This is a genomic window from Variovorax jilinensis (assembly GCF_030316885.1).
GTDB lineage: Bacteria > Pseudomonadota > Gammaproteobacteria > Burkholderiales > Burkholderiaceae_C > Variovorax > Variovorax jilinensis.
This window is the reverse complement of sequence record NZ_JASZYQ010000006.1, coordinates 89,103-105,333: the sequence shown is the minus strand read 5'-3', so window position 1 is coordinate 105,333 and position 16,231 is coordinate 89,103. Positions and strand designations below refer to the sequence as shown.

15 protein-coding genes are annotated in these 16,231 nt (G+C 67.3%); 8 read left to right on the top strand and 7 right to left on the bottom strand.

The genetic code is table 11. The features are described from left to right. Nucleotides 1-8: 8 nt before the first annotated feature. The 5 genes from QTH87_RS20850 to QTH87_RS20830 all read right to left on the bottom strand — a co-directional run bounded on the left by QTH87_RS20850 (nt 9) and on the right by QTH87_RS20830 (nt 4,890). Complete coding sequence (locus tag QTH87_RS20850) at nt 9-986, bottom strand: 2-hydroxyacid dehydrogenase (RefSeq protein WP_286611964.1); 978 nt, start codon at nt 984-986, stop codon at nt 9-11. 45 nt (nt 987-1,031) lie between these two features. Continuing rightward, nucleotides 1,032-2,009 (bottom strand): TRAP transporter substrate-binding protein, encoded by a 978-nt coding sequence (locus QTH87_RS20845; protein WP_286611963.1) that lies wholly within the window; start codon nt 2,007-2,009, stop codon nt 1,032-1,034. Between the two features lie 102 nt (nt 2,010-2,111). Next, nucleotides 2,112-3,398, bottom strand: coding sequence for a TRAP transporter large permease (locus QTH87_RS20840; RefSeq protein ID WP_286612096.1), 1,287 nt, complete (start codon nt 3,396-3,398; stop codon nt 2,112-2,114). A 21-nt stretch (nt 3,399-3,419) separates the two neighbouring features. Next, nucleotides 3,420-3,932, bottom strand: coding sequence for a TRAP transporter small permease (locus QTH87_RS20835; RefSeq protein ID WP_286611962.1), 513 nt, complete (start codon nt 3,930-3,932; stop codon nt 3,420-3,422). Between the two features lie 142 nt (nt 3,933-4,074). Continuing rightward, complete coding sequence (locus tag QTH87_RS20830) at nt 4,075-4,890, bottom strand: FadR/GntR family transcriptional regulator (protein ID WP_286611960.1); 816 nt, start codon at nt 4,888-4,890, stop codon at nt 4,075-4,077. 143 nt (nt 4,891-5,033) lie between these two features. Between QTH87_RS20830 and QTH87_RS20825 the strand changes: the two genes are divergently transcribed. Genes QTH87_RS20825 through QTH87_RS20815 form a run of 3 tightly spaced genes read left to right on the top strand, consistent with a single transcriptional unit; the run spans nt 5,034 to nt 7,895 of the window. After that, nucleotides 5,034-5,906, top strand: a complete 873-nt coding sequence (locus tag QTH87_RS20825) for an NAD(P)-dependent oxidoreductase (protein WP_286611959.1) — start codon at nt 5,034-5,036, stop codon at nt 5,904-5,906. After that, nucleotides 5,903-6,970 carry a tartrate dehydrogenase gene (locus tag QTH87_RS20820; protein WP_286611958.1) on the top strand — a complete coding sequence of 356 codons (1,068 nt, stop codon included), beginning with the start codon at nt 5,903-5,905 and terminating at the stop codon, nt 6,968-6,970. The genes QTH87_RS20825 and QTH87_RS20820 overlap by 4 nt, the downstream gene beginning before the upstream one ends. 10 nt (nt 6,971-6,980) lie before the next feature. After that, nucleotides 6,981-7,895 (top strand): beta-keto acid cleavage family enzyme, encoded by a 915-nt coding sequence (locus QTH87_RS20815; protein ID WP_286611957.1) that lies wholly within the window; start codon nt 6,981-6,983, stop codon nt 7,893-7,895. A 23-nt stretch (nt 7,896-7,918) separates the two neighbouring features. Here the strand turns inward: QTH87_RS20815 and QTH87_RS20810 are convergent, their stop codons facing one another. Next, nucleotides 7,919-8,674, bottom strand: coding sequence for a Crp/Fnr family transcriptional regulator (locus tag QTH87_RS20810; RefSeq protein WP_286611956.1), 756 nt, complete (start codon nt 8,672-8,674; stop codon nt 7,919-7,921). 128 nt (nt 8,675-8,802) lie between these two features. On the opposite strand from QTH87_RS20810, the gene QTH87_RS20805 reads away from it, so the two are divergent. The 5 genes from QTH87_RS20805 to QTH87_RS20785 all read left to right on the top strand — a co-directional run bounded on the left by QTH87_RS20805 (nt 8,803) and on the right by QTH87_RS20785 (nt 15,240). After that, nucleotides 8,803-10,209, top strand: coding sequence for a patatin-like phospholipase family protein (locus QTH87_RS20805; protein WP_286611955.1), 1,407 nt, complete (start codon nt 8,803-8,805; stop codon nt 10,207-10,209). A 480-nt stretch (nt 10,210-10,689) separates the two neighbouring features. Beyond that, nucleotides 10,690-11,352 (top strand): TetR/AcrR family transcriptional regulator, encoded by a 663-nt coding sequence (locus QTH87_RS20800; RefSeq protein ID WP_286611954.1) that lies wholly within the window; start codon nt 10,690-10,692, stop codon nt 11,350-11,352. After that, the gene (locus QTH87_RS20795) at nt 11,349-13,514 is read left to right on the top strand and encodes an alpha/beta hydrolase (protein ID WP_286611953.1); all 2,166 of its coding nucleotides are present in this window, start codon (nt 11,349-11,351) and stop codon (nt 13,512-13,514) included. The genes QTH87_RS20800 and QTH87_RS20795 overlap by 4 nt, the downstream gene beginning before the upstream one ends. Nucleotides 13,515-13,560: 46 nt before the next feature. Then, nucleotides 13,561-14,616: a class I SAM-dependent methyltransferase gene (locus tag QTH87_RS20790; RefSeq protein ID WP_286611951.1), complete on the top strand. Its 1,056-nt coding sequence runs from the start codon at nt 13,561-13,563 to the stop codon at nt 14,614-14,616. Nucleotides 14,617-14,832: 216 nt separating this feature from the next. Further along, nucleotides 14,833-15,240 carry a hypothetical protein gene (locus QTH87_RS20785; protein WP_286611950.1) on the top strand — a complete coding sequence of 136 codons (408 nt, stop codon included), beginning with the start codon at nt 14,833-14,835 and terminating at the stop codon, nt 15,238-15,240. On the opposite strand, the gene QTH87_RS20780 is transcribed toward QTH87_RS20785, so the two are convergent. Further along, nucleotides 15,241-16,149 carry a DMT family transporter gene (locus tag QTH87_RS20780; protein ID WP_286611948.1) on the bottom strand — a complete coding sequence of 303 codons (909 nt, stop codon included), beginning with the start codon at nt 16,147-16,149 and terminating at the stop codon, nt 15,241-15,243. Between the last annotated feature and the right edge of the window lie 82 nt (nt 16,150-16,231).

Below are 16,231 nucleotides of genomic sequence, written 5' to 3'. Positions count from 1 at the left end.
CGTGGTGGTCAGCGCAGCAGGTTGGCGGGTTCTTCGCCGCGCGCGAGCGCCTCGACGCCGCGGATCAGCAGCCAGCCCATGGCGTCGCGCGTCTCGTGGGTGGCGCTGCCGAGGTGCGGCGACAGGAACACGTTGTCGAGCGCCCTGTAGCCGGGGTGGATGCGGGGCTCGTTGGCGAAGACGTCGAGGCCTGCGCCGCGCAAGCGGCCGGAATGCAGGGCGTCGATCAGCGCATCGTCGATCACCAGGTCGCCGCGCGAGATGTTGACCACCACCGCGCCGACCGGCAGCAGCGCGAGGCGCCGCGCATCGAAGGTGCCACGCAGGGAAGGGGAACCCGGCGCCGCGATCATCAGGATGTCGGCGCTCGACAGCATGTCGTCGAGTGCCTCGTGATAGACGGCGCCGTCCTCCAGCGCCGGCGCGAGGCGCTGCCGGTTGTGATAGTGGATCTCGAGGCCGAAGGCGCGCGCACGGACCGCGATGGCCCGGCCGATGCGGCCCATGCCGAAGATGCCGAGCTTGCGGCCGACCAGGCCCATCCCCAGCAGCTGGGTCGGCGCCCAGCCGGCCCAGGCGCCGCTGCGCACGAGCCGGTCGGCCTCGTGGCCGCGGCGACAGGCATTGAGCAGCAGCATCAGCGCGATCTCCGCGCAGGCATCGCTCAGCACGTCGGGCGTGTGCAGCACGCTGATGCCGGCCTCCCCGGCGGCCGCCCTGTCGATGTGGTCGTAGCCGACCGACAGGGTCGCGATGATCCTCAGCGAGGGAGAGAGTGCTGCGATCACCGTGGCGTCGATGCTTTCCGTGGCCGTGACGAACAGCACCTCGCAGCCCGCCGCAAGCCCGGCGATCTGCCCGGCCGACAGGATGGAGTCGTCCTCGTTCATCGTCAGCGCGAAACGTTCGTGCAGTGCCGCTTCCACCGGCGCGGTGAAGCGGCGGCAGAGGAACGCGCGAGGCAGGGTAGGGGGCTGGGACGACATGACGGAGGAGTTTCGATCGGGCTGATGAAGTGCGTCGCAGGCGATCTACTTGGCGTTGCGGATCGCGTCGATGTTCGCCTGCCCGTACTTCTTGGCGTACTCGTCATACGCCGGCTTGAGCGCGGCCTGGAACTTCTGCTTGTCGATGTCGTAGACGACCTGCATGCCTTCCTTCTTCATCTGCTCGACGCCCTTGGCATCGGCTTCCTTCATGTATTCGCGCAACGACATCGAGGCTGCCTTGGCGGCATCCAGGAAGTTCTGCTTGTCGGCCGGCGACAGCGCGTTGAAGGCCTTGGGCGACATGATGAACACGGCCGGCGAGAAGAAGTGGCCCGTGAGCGACAGATGCTTCTGGACCTGCGACATCTTCGTGGAGGCACTGCCCGGGATCGCCTGCTCCTGGCCGTCGATGGTGCCCTGCTGCAGTGCGCCGAACACCTCGGGGAAGGACATCGGCGTCGGATTGGCACCCAGCGTCTTGAACGCGAGGATGTGCACCGGGTTCTCCATGGTGCGCACCTTCAGGCCCTTCGCGTCCTCGGGCGTGTTGACCGGTCGCTTGCTGTTGGTGAGATGGCGAAAGCTCTGGTCGGCCCACGAAAGCCCGATCAGGCCGCGCGACGGAAACTTGGCCAGCAGGTCCTGGCCGATCTTGCCGTCGAGCACGCGATGGGCATGCGCCCCGTCGGTGAACAGGAACGGAATGTCCAGGATGCCGACATCGGGCACGAAGTTCGTGATCGGCCCGGTCGAGGTCAGCACCAGGTCCAGCGTGCCCAGCTGCACGCCTTCGACCATCTCGCGTTCGCCGCCCAGTTGTCCCGACGGAAACTCCTCGAGCCGGTAGCGGCCGTCCGTGCGCTTGGCCACCTCGACCTTGAGCACCGACACCGCGTAGCCGTAGTGCGAGGTGGTCGGCAGCACGTAGCCGACCTTCAGCACGGTCTGTGCCATCGCCGCACCTGGCAGGGCCATCATCCATCCGGCCCAGATCGCACTGATCACTGTCATCTTCTTCATGGTTCGTCTCCTAGGAAGGTTTGCAGGGATCCGGAATGCCCGTCGCGCTCGAATGCGTGCGGGCGGCCCGGACAGGGAAATGGAACGGACTGCCGTCGCGGCTCAGGTGAACCCCATGGCACGCGGCAGCCAGGTCGAGAAGGCAGGAACGAACGTGAGCAGCAGCAGCACCACGCCGTGCGCGAGAAGGAAGGGCTTGAGCTCGCGCACCAGGTCCGACAGCGGAATCTTGGCCACGTTCGAGGTCACGAACAGCAGCCCGCCGACCGGTGGCGTGATCATCCCGAGCGTCAGGTTGAAGATGACGATCATGGCGAAGTGGATCGGGTCGATGCCCACCGCCGCGGTGACGGGTGCCAAGATCGGCACCAGCACCATCACGCCCGGCAGCGGCTCGATGAAGATGCCGAACAGCAGCAGGAAGATGTTGATGGCGATGAGCAGCGCAATCGGCGAGAGATTCCACTGCACCACCATCTCGGCGACGGTGTGCGGTACCCGCTCGATGGTCAGGATCCAGGCGAAGGCACCCGAGAACCCGATGATGATGAGGACCGAGGCCGTGAGCAGCGCCGAACGCACCAGGATGCCGGGCAGCGCCTTGAGCTCCAGCGTGCGATAGACGAGCTTGCCGCACAGCAGGGCATAGAACACGGCCACGACGGAGGCCTCGGTCGGCGTGAACCACCCTGCGCGCATGCCGCCCAGGATCAGCACCGGAAGCAGCAGGGCGGGAATCGCCTTCCAGGTGTTCATCAGGATCTCGGCCAGCGGAGGCAGGCTTCCCGAGGAGCGGTAGTTGCGCTTCTTCGAGATGAAGAAGTTGACCGTGCACATGGCCACGGCGATCAGCAGGCCAGGGACCAGGCCGGCGGCGAACAGTGCGGCGATCGACACGCGCTCGTCCTGCAGGCCGTAGATGATCATGATGATCGAAGGCGGAATGATCGGGCCCACGATCGCGGTCGCAGCCGTCAACGCCCCGGCATAGGCGCGGCCGTAGCCGGCGTTGTCCATCATCTTGATCAGCATCGAACCCGGGCCGGCGGCATCGGCCAGCGCCGAGCCCGAGATGCCCGAGAAGAAGGTCATCGACACCACGTTGGTGTAGCCCAGCCCGCCGCGCTTGTGCCCCACGAACTGCCCGGCAAAGCGCAGCAGGACCAGGGTGAGCGACCCGCCGCTCATCAGCTCTGCGGCGAGGATGAAGAAGGGCACCGCCATCAGCGGAAAGCTGTCGATGCCGGTGAAGGTCTCCTTGAGGATGACGATCATCGGAAAGCTGCCGACCGCCAGCACCGCGATACAGGAGGCCATGCCCAGCGAGAAGGCCACGGGAACGCCCAGCGCGAGCAGGGGAACCACGCAGGCGAGCATCACGAGACTCATGTTCATGTCGCTGTGTCCCTTCTACAGCGAAGCACTGGCCGTGGCGTCGAAGTTCTCGTCCGCCGCGAAGGTCCTGGAACGAAGCCATTCGGGCGCGATCAGCGCCAGGTGGATCAGCATCAGGATGCAGCCGATCGGCATTGCCGCGTAGATGAGGCCGATCGGGATCTCGGTCGACGCCGTGGTCTGCACCATCGTCAGCTCGACGTAGATCCAGCCGTACCAGGTCATGAGGCCCAGGAAGGCCACCATGATGACGAGCACCAGCCAGCGCACGAAGCGTGCGCCCGAGGCGGGCAGCGCATCCTGCAGGTTGTCGATGGCGATATGTCCGCCGCTGCGAAGCACCAGGCCGCCGCCCAGGAAGGTCAGCCACAGCATCATGTGACGCGCCACTTCCTCGGACCACGAGATCGAGCCGTCCGTGAGGTAGCGAAGCACGACGTTGGTGAACACGATGACCGACATCGCAGCCAGCAGGCCGATGAGCACCCAGCGATTGGCGGCGACGAAGATCGCTTCGAACTTTTTCATAGGTCGGCAGAGACGAAGTGAAGGCTTGTCATGGGCGTCGAGAGAAGAGCGTCCGCCGCCCGGTCTCTCGAAGTTGTATGACGAATATATAAGACAACTAAGCCGACGCGTCTGCGGGTTGTCCCTGCCTCCGACAGCTTCTTCAGCGCTTGGGCCTGGCCGCGACCGTGCCCAGGTGCGTCTTCGCCAGGCGCTGCGCGGCGTCGCGCCGGCTGCCGGCCCAGAAGTCGCGACCGGCCCGCTTGAGGCGGTCGGCCGTGTTGCACATGTGCCCGTAGGCCGCGGCGCGAGCGCCTGACGGGTCGCGTGCACGGATGGCCTCGCACATCGCCTGATGCTCTTCGCGCACCTGCGCGGCAAGGTCGGCACGGCGCGCCTCGTTGCTGCGCGTGACGTGGATCGCGTCCTCGAGTGCCCGCGTCAACATGCCGAGCAGTTCGGTGTAGTGGCTGTTGTGGGTCGCGCGCGAGATCGCCATGTGAAAGGCCAGGTCTTCGGCCACGCCGTCGCCGCCTCGCGCCACCGCAAGGTCGATCGCCTTGAGCGACTGTTCGATCGTCTTCATCTCGCCCGCGGTGCGCCGTTCGGCAGCGAGTGCCGCCATCTCCGCCTCGATGCTGCGCCGCAGCTCGATGATGCGAAGCACGCCTTCGGCCGGGTCGTCGATCGCGTTCTTGTCGAGCCGGAAGGCATCGGACGCCTTCGGGTCGCACACGACCGTGCCGCTGCCTTGCCGGGTCTCGACCAGTCCTGCGGCCTTCAGGCGAGAGATCGCCTCGCGAACGACGGTGCGGCTCACGCCGTACTGCGCCGTCATCGCGGTCTCGGTCGCGAGCCGGGAGCCCACCGGATAGGCGCCCGCGCGGATCTGGGTCTCCAGCAGATCGGTCACGCGATCGGCGAGGGTGCCTTCGTCGTCGCCGGTATTCGCAGTCGTGCTCGAAAGTAAGGGATTCATGGAGGTGGAATGTCGCTTCGGTCGTCGAAGCCTACCACCGGGGGTTGCCAGCATTGACAAATTCGTATGACCTATTTGTAATACGGATCACCCGGGACCCGCTCCCTCTCGATCACCTTCCCAACGTCCATCGAAAGCATTGAATGAAGCAGAACATCGGCATGGTCGGCATTGGCCTCATGGGGCACGGCATCGCACAGAACGTTGCCAAGCACGGCTACCCGCTCACCGTACTCGAGCATGCCGGCAACCAGCCGCTCGACCAGTTGAAGGCCGCCGGCGTCAAGACCGCGGTCAGTGCGAAGGCGCTGGCGGCCGCCAGCGACGTCATCATTCTCTGCGTCACCGGCACGCCGCAGGTCGAGGCCGTGCTGATGGGTGAAGGCGGCGTGCTCGAAGGCATTCGCCCGGGAACCGTGGTGATCGACTGTTCGACCGCGGTGCCCTCGTCGACCGAACGCGTGGCCAAGGCGGTGGCCGAGGCGGGCGGTCGCTTCCTCGATACACCGATGACCCGCACGCCGAAGGAGGCCGCCGAAGGCCGCCTGAACCTGCTGGTGGGCGGCGACGAGGCGCTGTTCGCCGAATGCCGCCCGATCCTGGCCTGCTTCGCCGAGAACATCACGCACGCCGGTCCGGTCGGCGCCGGCCATCGCATGAAGCTGCTGCACAACTACGTGTCGCTCGGCTTCGTCGCGCTGCTGTCGGAGGCTGCCGCCTGCGCGCAGCGCTCGGGTGTCGCGCCGGAAGTCTTCATCGACGTGCTCGCCAAGGGCGGCGGCGGTGGCGTCGCGCTGGAGCGGCTGAAGCCCTACCTCGCGTCGCGCGATCCATCTGGCCTTCGCTTCTACATGGCCAATGCCCAGAAGGACCTCGGCTACTACAACGCGATGGCGGGCGACGTCGGCGCGGCGCAGGCGATCGCCCAGGCCGTGCTCGGGACCTTCGATCGCGCGGTCGAGAAGGGTGGCGCGCAGGCGCTGGTGCCGGAACTCGTCTCGCTGCTCGCAGAATGAGCGGCAAGGCATTGCGGATCGCCGCCATCGCCGGCGACGGCATCGGCAAGGAGGTCATGCCCGAGGGCCTGCGGGTGCTCGAGCGCGTGGCGCGCCGCTTCGACATCGAACTCGCCGTGACGCCCATCGACTGGGCCAGCTGCGACTACTTCGCCCGTACCGGGCAGATGATGCCGGACGACTGGAAGGCCCGGCTGCAGGACATGGACGCCATCTACTTCGGCGCCGTCGGCTGGCCCGAGACCGTGCCGGACCACGTGTCGCTGTGGGGATCGCTGCTCAAGTTCCGGCGCGAGTTCGACCAGTACGTGAACCTGCGCCCGGTGCGCCTGTTCGAGGGCGTGCCGGGTCCGCTGGCCGGCCGCAAGCCCGGCGACATCGACTTCCTCATCGTCCGCGAGAACACCGAGGGCGAGTACACGAACCTCGGCGGCATCATGTTCGAAGGCACCGATCGGGAGATCGTCGTCCAGGAATCGGTCTTCAGCCGCTTCGGCGCCGACCGGGTCCTGCGCTATGCATTCGACCTCGCGCAGTCGCGGCCGCGACGGCAGCTCACGGTGGCCACCAAGAGCAACGGCATCGCGATCAGCATGCCGTGGTGGGACCGCCGTGCCGACGCGGTGGCGGCCGACTACCCCGAGGTGAAGGTGGACAAGCAGCACATCGACATCCTGTCGGCGCGCTTCGTGCTGCAGCCGCAGCGCTTCGACGTGGTGGTGGCGAGCAACCTGTTCGGCGACATCCTGTCGGATCTCGGGCCCGCATGCACCGGGACGATCGGCCTCGCGCCTTCGGCCAACCTCAACCCCGAGCGACGCTTTCCGTCGTTGTTCGAGCCGGTCCACGGCTCGGCGCCCGACATTTACGGCAAGGGCATCGCGAACCCGGTCGCCATGATCTGGTCGGGCGCGCTGATGCTCGACTTCCTTGGTCATCGCGATGCCCACGACGCGATCGTGCGCGCGATCGAGCAGGTGCTGGCCACCGGGCCGCGCACCGGCGACCTGGGCGGCACGGCGACCACCGTCGAGATGAGCGACGCGATCTGCGCGCTGATCTGAAGGCCGCCGCATGCACTCGCCCGTCTGGCTCGAAGTCGCCCTCAACGGCCCCTGGTCGCGCACGCGCCAGCCCCTGATGCCCGTGCTGGCCGACGAGATCTTCGACGACGCCATGCGATGCGTCGAAGCGGGTGCGTCGATCCTGCATTTCCACGCCTATGACGCGGTGAGCGGCCGACAACGCGACGACTACGACATCTATGCCCCCATCATCGAGCGGATCCGCGCCGAGGCCGACGTGATCTGCTACCCGACGCTGCCATTCGCAGGCAGCGTGGATTCGCCGACGCCGCTGACACCGGCCCAGCGCTTCGCTGCCGTCGAGAAGCTGCTGCATGCCGGCCTGATCGAATGGGCCGTGGTCGATCCCGGATCGGTCAACATCAGCCACTACGCAGACATCGCGACCGGCAAGGAAGGCTTCGTCTACGCCAACCCCGAGGCGCATGTGCGGCACGGGCTGTCGCTGGCCCGCACGCATCGCATCACGCCGTCGTTCGCCATCTACGAACCCGGCTTCATGCGCTTCGGCGCGGCCTTGTGGAACGCGTACCCCGGGGCGCCCGTGCCGATCTATCGCCTGATGTTCTCCGAGCACATCGCCTTCGGCTTCCCGCCAACCGAATGGGCGCTGGCCGCCTACCTCGAGCTGCTTGGCACCACCGCGCCGCAAGCGCCGTGGATGGTCGCCGGGCTCGGCGTCGAGGTCGATCCGCTCATCGACATGACCGTTCGACGCGGCGGCCACGTGCGCGTGGGCCTCGAGGATGCGCCGATGGGTTGCAGGCTCGGCAACAGGGAACTCACCGAGGCCGCCGCGCGGCGCATCGTTGGCGCTGGCGGCAAGCTGGCGAGCACCTCGGAGGTGCGGACGAGGTTGAAGAATGCTGCTGTAGCTGCCGCGGCGGCCGGCGCGCAGGCCTGAGCCGGCCGCCAACGCGGTGGCGACTACGGCGCGCTCGTGTTCGCCGACCCTGATCGAGTTTCCACGTTCCGCACCAGTGCCATCCGCGTGGCGTCGCGCATCAACCTCTCGGCCACGAGTTCCAGGAAATAGAAGCCGAAGCCGGGATTCTGAAAGTACATCTGCCGCACCTCGTCGTAGGTGACGAGCAGCAGCGCGCCTTCCTGTTCGCAAACGACGGTCTGCGTCCGCGTGCGGTCCCTGGTCAGCAGCCCGAGCTCGCCGATGAGGTCGCCTCGTTCCAGGGCGACGTCGGCTTCGATCGCACGGAACCGGCCGCTGAGCACGAACATGACTTCGGTCGCGGCGTCGCCCTGGCGAAACAGCGTCTCTCCGGAAACGAACTCCTTGCGGCGGGAGAAGGGCTTGAGCCATTCCATCGACAGCCGGCCCGCAGCGATGCCCTTGATCTGGCTGGTGAGCCGCAGCAGCTGCCGAAGACGCCAGACGTTGAGGGGCAGCAGCGCCAGGTGAAGGATGAGCACCGGGTAGACGTGGCCCAGCGAGCCGTAGGAAATGAAGAACACGTTGGACACGATGCCCGCGATGCGCAGGTGCAGCATCGTCTTCATCGAGAAGGTGGTCAGCGTCATCAGGCCGCCGAGATAGCCGAACGTCTCTATCCATTGCATGTGGGAGCTCCCTGCGTAGCCATTCACGGCCGAGACGTTCGTGCGCCCAATGGTCACGCTCGCGCAGCCTCGCATTCCGACACTATCGTCAGGCGCATCGATCCGCAAGATGGCCGGATTGCCGGTATCCGATCGTCGCGCCGGGGCGCGCTTTTTGCGTGATGCCGGACTGCAGCGTTCACCGCATGCCGAGGCAGGCGATCCGCGGCCCGCGTCGAAAAGATACGATCACGCCCATGTCCATTTCATCCACCCGTTTCTCGAAGAGGGGCATGCTGCTGCCCGTGATGCTCGCCTCGACGCTGGTGCTGGGCGCCTGCACGAGCTATGGCGTGATCGCCAACGCGCCGCTGACGCCGGGAGAGCAGGGCACGGAGTATTCGCTGCGTGAATTCGCCGCCAAGCAGCATCGCCAACCGAGCGACCTGACACTCGCGGTGGCCTTCTCGGGTGGAGGCACGCGTGCCGCCGCCCTGTCCTACGGCGTGCTGCAGGAACTGCGCGACACCAAGGTACTGATCGACGGCAAGGAGCAGAGCCTGCTGGAGGCGATCAACGTCATCAGCTCGGTGTCCGGAGGCAGCTTCACCTCGGCCTACTACGGGCTCTACGGCAACCGCATCTTCGAGGACTACGAGAAGCGCTTCCTCACCAGCAATGTGCAGGGCGCCCTGCTGCGCGGCCTCCTGAACCCGGCGCGCTGGTTCAGCAGCAAGGGGCGCACGGAAATGGCGGTCGCCTACTACAAGCAATTGCTGTTCGGTGACGCGACCTTCGGCGATCTGGCCAGGCGCGACGGCCCGATGATCCTGATCAACAGTTCCGACCTGGCGACCGGCGGGCGCTTCTCCTTCGTTCAGGAGTACTTCGGGCTGCTCTGCTCGGACCTGAGCAGCTTTCCGCTGGCGCGCGCCGTGACGGCGTCGAGTGCCGTGCCGGTGCTGTTCGAGCCCGTGGTGGTCGAGAACTACAGCAGCTGCCCGAGCACCATGCCGCCCTGGCTGGCGGCCGCCAAGAAGCGGGACGGCGACAACGCATACCTCAGCATGGTCGTGCGGGACGACCTGGCCTACCAGGACAAGGTGACGCACAAGTTCGCGCAATTCGTCGACGGCGGCATCACCGACAACCTGGGCCTGCTGGCGTTGCTGGATGCGGTCCAATTGGCCGGCGGCGCACGGGACTACGCGGCCGCCTTCGGGGTTCCGCAGCAGCGCCGCATCGCCATCATCTCGGTCAATGCCGCCGCCGACGCGCCCGAGGGCTTCGGCAAGAGCAACCGGGCACCGACCCTCGAAGAGACCATGAGCGCGGTCACGAACGTGCAGATCCACCGCTACAACGTGGCCACGCTGCAGCACACCCAGGAGAACCTCGACCGCTGGAGCCGCGAGCTGTCGACGCCAGGGCATCCCGTCACCTCGTACTTCATCCGCCTGAGCTTCGAGGACGTGACCGACGTCACCATGCGCCGCTTCCTGAACGAGATCCCGACCAGCTTCGTGCTCGACGAGGAGCAGGTGGCGCGCCTCATCACCACCGGCCGCGAACTGCTGCGCAACAACCCGGACTACCAGCGCCTGCTGTCGGCCCTGCGAGCCCAGGCGTCGGGCGGCGCCGTCCCGCCGAACGTCACGCGCTGAGCCGGCCGGCGCCTCCAGCCGGTCAGGACGTTCGCGCCTGTCCCATCTCGAGCGCGAGCAGCTGCGTCATTGCGGCAGTCGCTCGATGACGAACAGCAGCCGACTGGCTGCCAGGACGACGATGAAGTTCAAGCCGCGGCAAAGGACTTCGCGCAGGATGGGGGAGCGAGGGCCGGTGGGGAGTCGCATCGATGTGCTTCAAGATGTTTCAGTGTCGAGTCTCCCGGGCATGCGGCCCGCGCCACATAGTGCAAATGCATCATGTCGGTCCCGCCGCCACACGGCGGCCTGCCCTGCACTTCCACTCCAGGCCTCGACCTGCCAAGCCACGACAGATCGGCCGGCGCCGCGCTGAACAGCATAGGCCGCAAGACATGCCCGCATCGTCTTGACGATCCATCGTCCCGGCTTTAGATTGAACGAATGGATAAACCGCGCGTTCAATCTAAGCCGGGGAAGACGGGGGCCAAGGCGGCAACCGTGCGCCGGAGCGCTCCGGCCGCCAAGCCGGTGCGTTCCGATGGCCAGGCCACCCGCACGCTGATCCTCGAGGCGACCCGACGCCGCCTGTGCGAAGGCGGCTACGCCAACTTGAGCGTTCGCGACATCGCGCGTGACGCCGGCGTCAACCATGCGCTGATCGGCTACCACTTCCGGGGCAAGCAGCAACTCGTGCTCGCGGTGCTGGACGAGGCCAACGAGCGACTGCTGAAGCGGCAGTCGCGCATGTACGAGGCCGAGGCGAGCACCAGCCAGAAGTGGCAGCAGGCCTGCGCGTTCTACGAGGACGACCTGAAGTCGGGCTTCGTGCGACTGCTGATGGAACTGATGGGCGCCAGCTTCCACGACGCGGAGCTGCGCGCCGGGTTCGTGCCGCGGATGCAGGCCTGGCACGAACTGGTGGAGTCCGGCGTCAATGCGTTCATCGACGAATCGGGGCTCGACCTGCCGGTGTCGGGGCGTGCCATCGCGGCGTGGGTCGCGTGGTTCTGGTTCGGAATGGAAGCCGGCATGACGCTCGGCGTCGCCGAGGAGCACGGCCACCAGCGGGAAGCACTGGCCGCGGTGGGAACGCTGCTGCGCCTGGTCGAGACGAAGGCAGCCGGCAAGCCCACGGCCCGGGTGCGCAGGAGAAGCACATGACGCCAGCGTCCGTACCGCAAAGGCTGGCACTCGCGGCCGGGCCGCTGCCGGCACCGCGCACCTTGCCGGAGCCGCATCCGTTCGAGACGGTCGCACCGCTCAGCGAAGGCTTCGTCGAGCGTGACGGCGTCCGCTCGTGGTACGCCCGGTATGGAGACCAAGGTCCGTGGCTGGCCTTCGCGCCGGTGTTCCAGATCGGCAACTCGCACCTGCTGAAGGGCGTGGTGCCCTACCTGTCGCAGCACTTCAGGGTGGTGGTCATGGACTTGCGCGGAAGCGGAAAGTCCGACCGTCCGACGGCTCCCGAGGCCTATGCGTTCGATCACTACTACGCCGACTTCGTCGCCGTGCTCGACCGGCTCGCGGTCGACCGCGCGGCGCTGGTCGGCGTGTCGGCCACCACGATGACGGTGCTGCGCCTGGCGGCCGAGCAGCCCGAGCGTGTCTCGCACCTGGTGATCGCAGGCGGCTTCGCGCAGCGGCTGCTCGAGAACCCCGCGGCGGTCGCCGCCGCGAAGGCCCAGTTCGAGGCCATGCGCGAGGACTGGCCGGCCTACATCGACCGGTTCTTCGGCTCGCTCTGCTTCACCGAACCGCACTCGACCAAGCCCTACGAAGACGCGGTGCTGCATGGCGGCTGGGCCACCGACGGCGACACCGTGGCGATGGCGCTGGCCGGATGGATGGGCAACGACGTGCGCGAGCAGGCCCGGCGCGTGCGCTGCCCGACGCTCGTCATGCACGGCGACAACGACCAGCGCGTGCCTTTCGCCATGGGCGAGGCCATCGCCGAGCTGGTGCCGGGTGCGCGACTGCTGGCCATCGGCGGCGGCGGCCATCTCATGCAGGCGCGCGACCCGGTGGCGTTCACCCGCGCCCTGCGCGACTTCGTCGCCCCGGGACCGGCGCGCGCCACCTGGGTGCGCGGCATGGCGCGCAAGCGCCGCGCGCTGTTCGTCTCGAGCGCCATCGGTCTGGGCCACGTGCAGCGCGACCTCGCGATCGCGCGCGAGATGCGCCGGCAGCAGCCCGATCTCGAGATCGACTGGTTCACGGTCGATCCGGCCGCGACCTACCTGGTCCGCGAGGGAGAGCGCGTGCATCCGATCACGCAGCGCCTGGCCAACGAGAGCCGCCATTTCGAGGCGATGGCCGGCGAGCACGACCTGCAGGCCTTCTTCGCCCTGCGCACCATGGACGAACTGATGGCGCGCAACTTCCTGATCTTCACCGAGCTGCTCGAGGCCGAGCACTACGACATCGTCGTCGGCGACGAAGCCTGGGAGGTCGACTACCACTACCACGAGAACCCCGAGCTGAAGCGCCAGCCCTTCGTGTTCCTGACCGACTTCGTCGGCTGCCTGCCGATGGAGGAGGGCAACGAACGCGAAGCCTTCCTGTGCGCCGACCGGAACGCCGACGACATCGAGCACATCGCGCGCTACCCGTGGATTCGCGACCGCGCGATCTTCGTCGGCAACCCGGAGGACGCGCCCGACCTTCCGTTCGGCCAGGGCCTGCCCAACATCCGGGACTGGTGTCGCAGCAACTTCGCGTTCACCGGCTACGCCTTGCCCTTCGATCCCCTGGCGCTCGCCGATACCGGGCGGCTGCGCCGCCAGCACGGCTATCGCGACGACGAGAAGCTCATGATCGCGGCGGTCGGTGGCACCGCCGTCGGACTGCCGCTGCTGCAACGCATCGCCGACGCCTTCCCCGCGATGAAGCGCCAGGTGCCGGAACTTCGCCTCGTGCTGGTCGCCGGGCCTCGCGTTCCGCGCGATGCGCTGCCGGCGCATGCAGGAATGGACGTGCTGCCCTACGTCCACAAGCTGTTCGAGCATCTCGCCTGCGCCGACCTGGCGCTGGTGCAAGGCGGCCTCAGCACCTGCATGGAGTTGGTTGCCACGCGCCGGCGCTTCCTGAGCTTTCCGCTCGAACGGCACTTCGAGCAATGCATCCACGTGCGCGGAAGGCTGCGCAACTACTGCGCCGACTGCTCGGTGCGGTTCAAGGAATTGAGCGGTGACGAACTGGCCGAGCGCGCGCTGCAGGCAATGCACGCGCCGGTGGCCTATCGGCCGGTGGAAACCGACGGCGCCGCGCGCGCCGCCAAGGAAATCATCTCCGTGATGGAGAACCGGACCTGGGCGACAGGCTGAGCGCCACGATCCGTCCCCGCACTCTCGGCCGAACTCAGAGGACATCATGGCCATCAATGAGACCAGGTTGAATGAATTCATGGGCCGCTTCGTCGGCGATCTGGGCGCGGTGATGCATGCCGCCACCATCGTCGTGGGTGACCAGCTCGGGCTCTACAAGCGGCTGGCAGAAGGGTCGGCCGATGTGGAAACGCTGGCCCGCCGCACCGAGACCGACCCGCGCTACCTTCGGGAATGGCTGTCGGCACAGGCTGCCAGCGGCTATGTCGACTACGACCCCGCGACCCAGCGCTTCAGCCTCAACGAGGAACAGGCCTTCGCGCTGGCGCAGGAAGGGAGCCCGGCTTTCATCCCCGGGGCCTTCCAGATCGCGGTGGCCCAGTTCAAGGCCATTCCGAAGATCGCCAAGGCCATGCAGACCGGCCTCGGGCTGGGCTGGCACGAGCACGACACGGCGCTCTTCCACGGCACCGAGCGCTTCTTCCGCCCGGGCTACGCAGCCAACCTGGTCGCCAACTGGATCCCGCAACTCGAGGGCGTGGAGGCGAGGCTCCAGGCCGGCGCCAAGGTTGCCGACGTCGGCTGCGGGCATGGCGCCTCGACCATCATCATGGCGCAGGCCTATCCGAAATCGACCTTCATCGGCTTCGACTACCACGGCCCTTCGATCGAGTACGCGCGCCAGGCTGCCAAGAATGCCGGCGTGCACGATCGGGTGGAATTCGAAGTGGCGCGCGCGCAGGACTATCCCGGCACGGGCTACGACCTGGTGGCGGTGTTCGATTGCCTGCACGACATGGGCGACCCCGTCGGCGCGGCAGCCCACGTGCGAAAGACGCTCAAGCCCGATGGCACCTGGCTCATCGTCGAGCCCTTCGCCAACGACAAGCTCGAAGACAACCTGAACCCGGTCGGGCGCATCTTCTACTCGGCGTCGACCTTCATCTGCACGCCGGCTTCGCGTTCGCAGGAAGTCGGCGAATGCCTCGGCGCGCAGGCAGGCGAGGCGCGGCTGCGCGACGTGGTGACCCGGGGCGGCTTCACGCACTTTCGCCGCGCCACGGAGACGCCGTTCAACCTGGTGCTGGAGGCGCAGCCCTGACAGGAGCGCAAAAGGAAGAATCAGTTGGAGCGAGGAGCGAGGCGAGTCGACGCCCGATTCCTACAGCCGATCGCGTGCTTTGCGTCGGGGACCCTGTGCCGAACCGAGGACCATGAGGGTCCCGGTACTACCTGTGTGGGTCCAGACATGAAACTTCGCGGCTTGCTTTTTTCCGCATTGATCGGCGCGGTCGCCAGTGCGCGATCCATGACGCCCATGGCGAGCATCGCCACGGCACGGCTGCTGGGCCACAGCACGCCGGGCCGGCTGGTCCTGCTGGATCGCCCTCTGTTCAGGCTTGGCGCCCTGGCCATGGGTGTCGGAGAACTGTTCGGCGACAAGATGAAGACCGCGCCCGATCGCACTGTCTTCCTCGGCCTGCTCGCGCGCGTGATGAGCGCAGGTATCGCGGGCGCAGCATTGGCCCCCCGAGGCCGCGAGCAGGCCGGCGCCCTGACCGCGGTGGCAACTGCCGTACCTCTGGCCTACGCAACGCTGGCTGCCCGTGAGCGAGCCATGGCGCGGATCGGCCAGACGCGCAGCGGCGTGATCGAGGACGCGATCATCGTTGCCGCCGGCCTCACGATCGTGGCGCTGGCGGTCAAGCCGCGGAAGGGCCCCTGATCATTCGGGTTGGGCGGCCAGGGTTGCCGCCTGGCGGGAACTGCGCTCGCTGTGCAGCATGTACAGCCCGGAACCCACCAGCAGGGCGGTGCCGATCCAGGCCCAGGCGGTCGGAACCTCGCCCCATACCGCATAGCCGAGCAGCATGGCGAACAGCACGGCCGTGTAGCGGAACGGCGCCGTGAGGGACACCTCGCCCGCGCGCATGCACTGGACGAGCAGGAAATAGCCCGATGCCAGGAAGACCGCGGCGAGACCCAGCAGGCCCAGCTCGCGCAGACCGAAGGGCTGCCAGCCGCCACGCAGGGTCAGCGCGCCGGAAAGCAGGGTGACGGCCAGTGCAGTCGCCAGCGTGATGATGATCGATGGCACCGACGCAGCGATGCGCCGGGTCATCAGGTCGCGCGTGGCGTGAAAGAGCGTCCCGGCCAGGCACAGCAGCGACCAGGCGTTGAAGCCTTCGCGGCTGGGCTGCACCACGAACAGCACGCCTGCGAATCCCAGTGCGACGGCGCACCAGCGCGCCGCGCCCGCGCGTTCGCCCATGAAGATCACCGCGAACACGGTCATGAACAACGGCGCTGCGAGATTGATCGCGGTGGCGTTGGCGATCGGAAGATGGAACAGCGCCAGCAGGTACATCATGGTGGCGCAGGCATCGACCACGCCCCGCAGCGCCACCCTGGGATGCAGCAGCGCACCCGCCTGGCGCAGCGCGCCCAGCCGGTACGCTACCAGCAGGACGAGCATCGTGGCCATCACGCCGCGCAGGAAGATCAGCTGCGCCGCCGGCATCGACTGGCTCACATGCTTGACCAGGGCATCATTGGTGACGAAGCAGGCCATGCCGCCGATCATGGCGGCGACGGCCCGGCCGTTCTCTCGGGAGGACGGGGAGTGCAGGAGCATGGGAATGACGAATCGAGGGAAGCGGCGAGAGAACCGCGCTCCCCGATCCTGCCACAGCCGCACTGCGCATCCGGGCAGCGCG

Coding starts and splice junctions, on each gene's coding strand:
- QTH87_RS20820 (WP_286611958.1), top strand. CDS start 5,903: ATGAGCGGCAAGGCATTGCGGATCGCCGCCATCGCCGGCGACGGCATC.
- QTH87_RS20785 (WP_286611950.1), top strand. CDS start 14,833: ATGGCGAGCATCGCCACGGCACGGCTGCTGGGCCACAGCACGCCGGGC.
- QTH87_RS20825 (WP_286611959.1), top strand. CDS start 5,034: ATGAAGCAGAACATCGGCATGGTCGGCATTGGCCTCATGGGGCACGGC.
- QTH87_RS20795 (WP_286611953.1), top strand. CDS start 11,349: ATGACGCCAGCGTCCGTACCGCAAAGGCTGGCACTCGCGGCCGGGCCG.
- QTH87_RS20850 (WP_286611964.1), bottom strand. CDS start 986: ATGTCGTCCCAGCCCCCTACCCTGCCTCGCGCGTTCCTCTGCCGCCGC.
- QTH87_RS20835 (WP_286611962.1), bottom strand. CDS start 3,932: ATGAAAAAGTTCGAAGCGATCTTCGTCGCCGCCAATCGCTGGGTGCTC.
- QTH87_RS20790 (WP_286611951.1), top strand. CDS start 13,561: ATGGCCATCAATGAGACCAGGTTGAATGAATTCATGGGCCGCTTCGTC.
- QTH87_RS20830 (WP_286611960.1), bottom strand. CDS start 4,890: ATGAATCCCTTACTTTCGAGCACGACTGCGAATACCGGCGACGACGAA.
- QTH87_RS20840 (WP_286612096.1), bottom strand. CDS start 3,398: ATGAGTCTCGTGATGCTCGCCTGCGTGGTTCCCCTGCTCGCGCTGGGC.
- QTH87_RS20805 (WP_286611955.1), top strand. CDS start 8,803: ATGTCCATTTCATCCACCCGTTTCTCGAAGAGGGGCATGCTGCTGCCC.
- QTH87_RS20845 (WP_286611963.1), bottom strand. CDS start 2,009: ATGAAGAAGATGACAGTGATCAGTGCGATCTGGGCCGGATGGATGATG.
- QTH87_RS20815 (WP_286611957.1), top strand. CDS start 6,981: ATGCACTCGCCCGTCTGGCTCGAAGTCGCCCTCAACGGCCCCTGGTCG.
- QTH87_RS20780 (WP_286611948.1), bottom strand. CDS start 16,149: ATGCTCCTGCACTCCCCGTCCTCCCGAGAGAACGGCCGGGCCGTCGCC.